Raw genomic sequence first — 3,454 nt, 5'->3', positions numbered from 1 at the left:
CGGGCCAGCACAGCATCGCTTCGAAGCATAAGGCACCCGCCTTCAGGCGTTTCCGCAACTCCGGAGACCCTCAGAGGAAAGAGATACTTGATCCACAGGCCTGATCAGGCAATCTTCGCGTCAGATGGCAGGCCACTTGGGGAATGTCGGCCAAGGGTGATGTCCTCGGCAAACCCAATCACGCGGGCCAGCCCTCTGGGGATATAGATGCCAAACGGTAGTGTCGCAAAGTTTCGGAATTCAGTTGCGTTGCCGGCCGTGTCGGGCCAGACCCCACACTTTCCCGAGACTCAGTCAGGATTTAAGAGTTGATCAGTTTCAAAGGCGCGCAGCACCCGAAATCCGTGATCCTATGCGCCGTGTATTTCTACGTTCGCTTTCCCGTTTCGTATCGTGACCTTGCAGGGATCATGGCAGAGCGCGGCGTCGATTTGGATCATGCGACACTCAACCGGTGGGTCGAGAAATACGCGGGGGTGATTGCCGAAGAAGCGCACCGCCGGAAGTCACCGACTGGTCGCTCGTGGCGAATGGATGAGACCTATGTCAAAATAAAAGGCAAGTGGACATACTTGTACCGAGCAATCGACAAGAAAGGGGAAACCCTTGATTTCATACTGTCGGAACGCCGCGACGAAGCCGCCGCTACTGCGTTCTTTGTGAAAGCCATCGGCAAGAACGGCTGGCCGGACAAGGTCGTTATCGACAAGAGCGGGTCGAATACGGCGGGTCTGTTCAACATGAACTGCCTGCTCGTGATGTGCGGCTGGTGTTGGTTAATCTCTGTCCGGCGGACGAAATATCTCAATAACATAGTCGAACAGGACCACAGGTTCATAAAGAAACTCACTCGGCCGATGCAGACCTTCAAATCGTTCAATTCAGCAGCAGCCACCTTGGCAGGCATCGAAGTCGCGCACATGATCCGCAAAGGTCAGTTTGACCAGTCACAGCAGTCTGGCTTTGCGCAGTTCGCAGCACTCGCTGGATAAGTGTGACCGCTAGAAAAGCTACCTTCGTCGCGGCGGAATCTTTGCGACACTACCATCATGACGTCCTGAGCAACCAATGGGTTCGGCGTGACAAACATCAGAAATGCTAAAGCGGTGAAATTCAAGAATGATCGCATGGCTCTCTCTTGTCATGAATGCTGCGACTGCCGCAAATCGATCAGTCCGATTTTGAACCGAACTCACCGAGATTTAGGGCCTGTGTGTGGGTCCCTCCAACATAAACTGTGGTAGCCTAATGCTACTGCTTTTTGGTGTCATATTGAGAGGTTTGCTATGAACGACATTACCCTCGACATGGAGGCCGTCCGCGACACTGCCGCAGAGCACATGCTGACTGGCATCCCAAGAGCCCATGTTGATACGCCTGTTGATCAGGTGATCGATACGCTACGCGGCTCAGTCTTTGAATGTGCAGATACGGTGTTTGTGACCGATGCTGCCGGGAAATTGTTGGGTCTCGTTCGGATAAATGATCTGTTTGCGGATGGCCGCCTCAAGATTGGCGACATTATGAAGTCTGAACACGAGTCCGTCAGGCTCGATGCCGACCAAGAACAAATCGCGGCATTGGCGATGCGACTGAAAATGATTGCCGTGCCGGTCGTAGATCGAAATGAACGGCTAATAGGAGCAGTGCCGCCTGAAGCTCTTTTTCGAATTCTACGCGAAGAACACATGGAAGATCTGCAAGTTATCGCGGGTATAACGGCCCACGACGACGGTCCTGGTGCTGCTTTGGATGCCAGTATTTTGAACCGTCTCTCGCGCCGTTTGCCTTGGTTGATCTTCGGATTGGTCGCGTCTTCTGTGATAACAGTGGTGATGGTTCAGTTTGAACATGCTTTGTCGGCCAACGTAGCAGTGGCGTTTTTTGTGCCCGCACTTGTCTACATTGCTGGAGCCATCGGAAGCCAAGCAGTTTCGGTTAGTGTTCGCAGCCTCGCCGCTGATAGCGTGCAGATCCTGCCATTGCTGCGTGACGAACTAATCATCGGCGTTGGAATTGGTGCCGCACTCGGCGTCTTGGCATCTTTCGGCGTATTGGCGGTATTTGGCGACCAGTTACTGGCTACAGCAGTAGGCCTTGCTGTCTTGTCAGGCGGCACAATGTCAGCTGTTGTCGGATTTGGTCTACCGTGGGTTTTTCAAAAACTTGGATCCGACCCAGCAATGGGCAGTGGGCCGATATGTACGATCATACAAGATGTCGCCAGCCTCTTCATCTATTTTGGGCTTGTCAGTCTGCTGGTGCTTTAACAGGCACCGTGCGGTTGGGAATTTCAGATACGGCACACTACTCTGATCTAGCGATCGAGTTGTGCCTGACGCTGGGTCTGATCTTCAAGCAGCCTCTGCGTCAAACTCAAGGCTTTATGCGCTCTATTGCGAGGTTGCTGGGGGTTGAGATCGCGGTGCCGGATTTTTCCACCCTATCGCGCCGGGGCAATGGGTTGACGTTGCGCACAAATCCGAAATCCAAGAGTAACAAATCAGTGCAACTGGATGTGGACAGCTATCGGGAACGTGCCCCAATACTAAGTCTTAGTAAGCCAGCCAAGCGCGTAATCTTCCTCTTCAAAGCTGAAGTAACGCACCTCAGACTTTGCAAAAAACGAAGACAGCCAGGCACCCCACTCTTCAAGTTTCGTATCGCCCACAACGGCGATAGACCCAAATTCACCTCGATGTTTCAGATCGAATGTCAGATCTTTCCACAATGCGCCAATCTCCCACCCATGAAAATCTTCTAAGCGGATCAGCATTTGTAACGGCCCTTTTGCCAGGATCATCGCATTCTCAATTTCAGGTAGGGCGACGTCATAGTCTGCCTTGGTAAGCGTCCCCGACGCACGCAGAGTGATGATGTCACCACTTTGACTATGTTCAATTTCGATCATTTTGTCCCTTTCTTGCAAACCGTTTTCGCGAATCCACGTGCACTACTTTGGCAATCCCATAACGAAGACAAACCCGATTTGGATGCCGCTTCACTGAGAGAGCCCTTTGCGCCATCTACCTGCCTGAAGTAAAAACAACTCTGACATTGGAACTTGATTTTGATCAATGCTTGAAAGTCTGCTCCATGTGACAAGAGAAGAAGAAAATAGGGAGTATTCGTTCATATTTGTGAAGAATATGACCAGCTTGGATCGATACAGGAAAATGATCCTGAGCTCCCGCTCATTCGCTGAGAGTCTGGATTGTACAGATTGGCTATTCGTTGGCTCAGGGCTGGACTGCGCAAACATAGGCATCAACCATTTGATGTCGAGGTTTCGTGGAAACTGAGAGATGCGCAAGGGGGTGCAGCGCGACAAACAAGATGAGAATCCAGCGTCAATCAGGATGAGAACGCGGGGGTTGGGCGTCGCAGGGAGGGCGTAGCCCGACTGGAGAGGCCCAACCCCCGCGTTTCGCCCAAATTGGGCGGGTCTGACGGT

The 3,454-nt window shown here is 52.2% G+C and carries 3 protein-coding genes and 1 pseudogene; 3 read left to right on the top strand and 1 reads right to left on the bottom strand.

Features of this window, described 5'->3' with window-relative positions; translation table 11 throughout:
- The first annotated feature begins 308 nt into the window (after window positions 1-308).
- From LC354_RS27035 to LC354_RS27025, 3 genes and pseudogenes are all read left to right on the top strand, one after another.
- Window positions 309-992, top strand: coding sequence for an IS6 family transposase (locus tag LC354_RS27035; protein ID WP_223429037.1), 684 nt, complete (start codon window positions 309-311; stop codon window positions 990-992).
- 294 nt (window positions 993-1,286) lie between these two features.
- Window positions 1,287-2,270, top strand: a complete 984-nt coding sequence (locus tag LC354_RS27030; RefSeq protein WP_223429036.1) for a magnesium transporter — start codon at window positions 1,287-1,289, stop codon at window positions 2,268-2,270.
- Window positions 2,201-2,515 (top strand): annotated as a pseudogene (locus LC354_RS27025) (transposase); the annotation flags it as partial. The gene LC354_RS27030 and the pseudogene LC354_RS27025, both read left to right, overlap by 70 nt.
- Before the next feature lie 33 nt (window positions 2,516-2,548).
- Here the strand turns inward: LC354_RS27025 and LC354_RS27020 are convergent.
- Window positions 2,549-2,911: a SpoIIAA family protein gene (locus LC354_RS27020; RefSeq protein ID WP_223429035.1), complete on the bottom strand. Its 363-nt coding sequence runs from the start codon at window positions 2,909-2,911 to the stop codon at window positions 2,549-2,551.
- Window positions 2,912-3,454: the final 543 nt, after the last annotated feature.

It is taken from the genome of Tateyamaria pelophila (genome assembly GCF_019966495.1).
Taxonomy (GTDB): domain Bacteria; phylum Pseudomonadota; class Alphaproteobacteria; order Rhodobacterales; family Rhodobacteraceae; genus Tateyamaria; species Tateyamaria pelophila.
This window is presented reverse-complemented; position numbering and strand designations above follow the sequence as displayed.

Coding starts and splice junctions, on each gene's coding strand:
- LC354_RS27030 (WP_223429036.1), top strand. CDS start 1,287: ATGAACGACATTACCCTCGACATGGAGGCCGTCCGCGACACTGCCGCA.
- LC354_RS27020 (WP_223429035.1), bottom strand. CDS start 2,911: ATGATCGAAATTGAACATAGTCAAAGTGGTGACATCATCACTCTGCGT.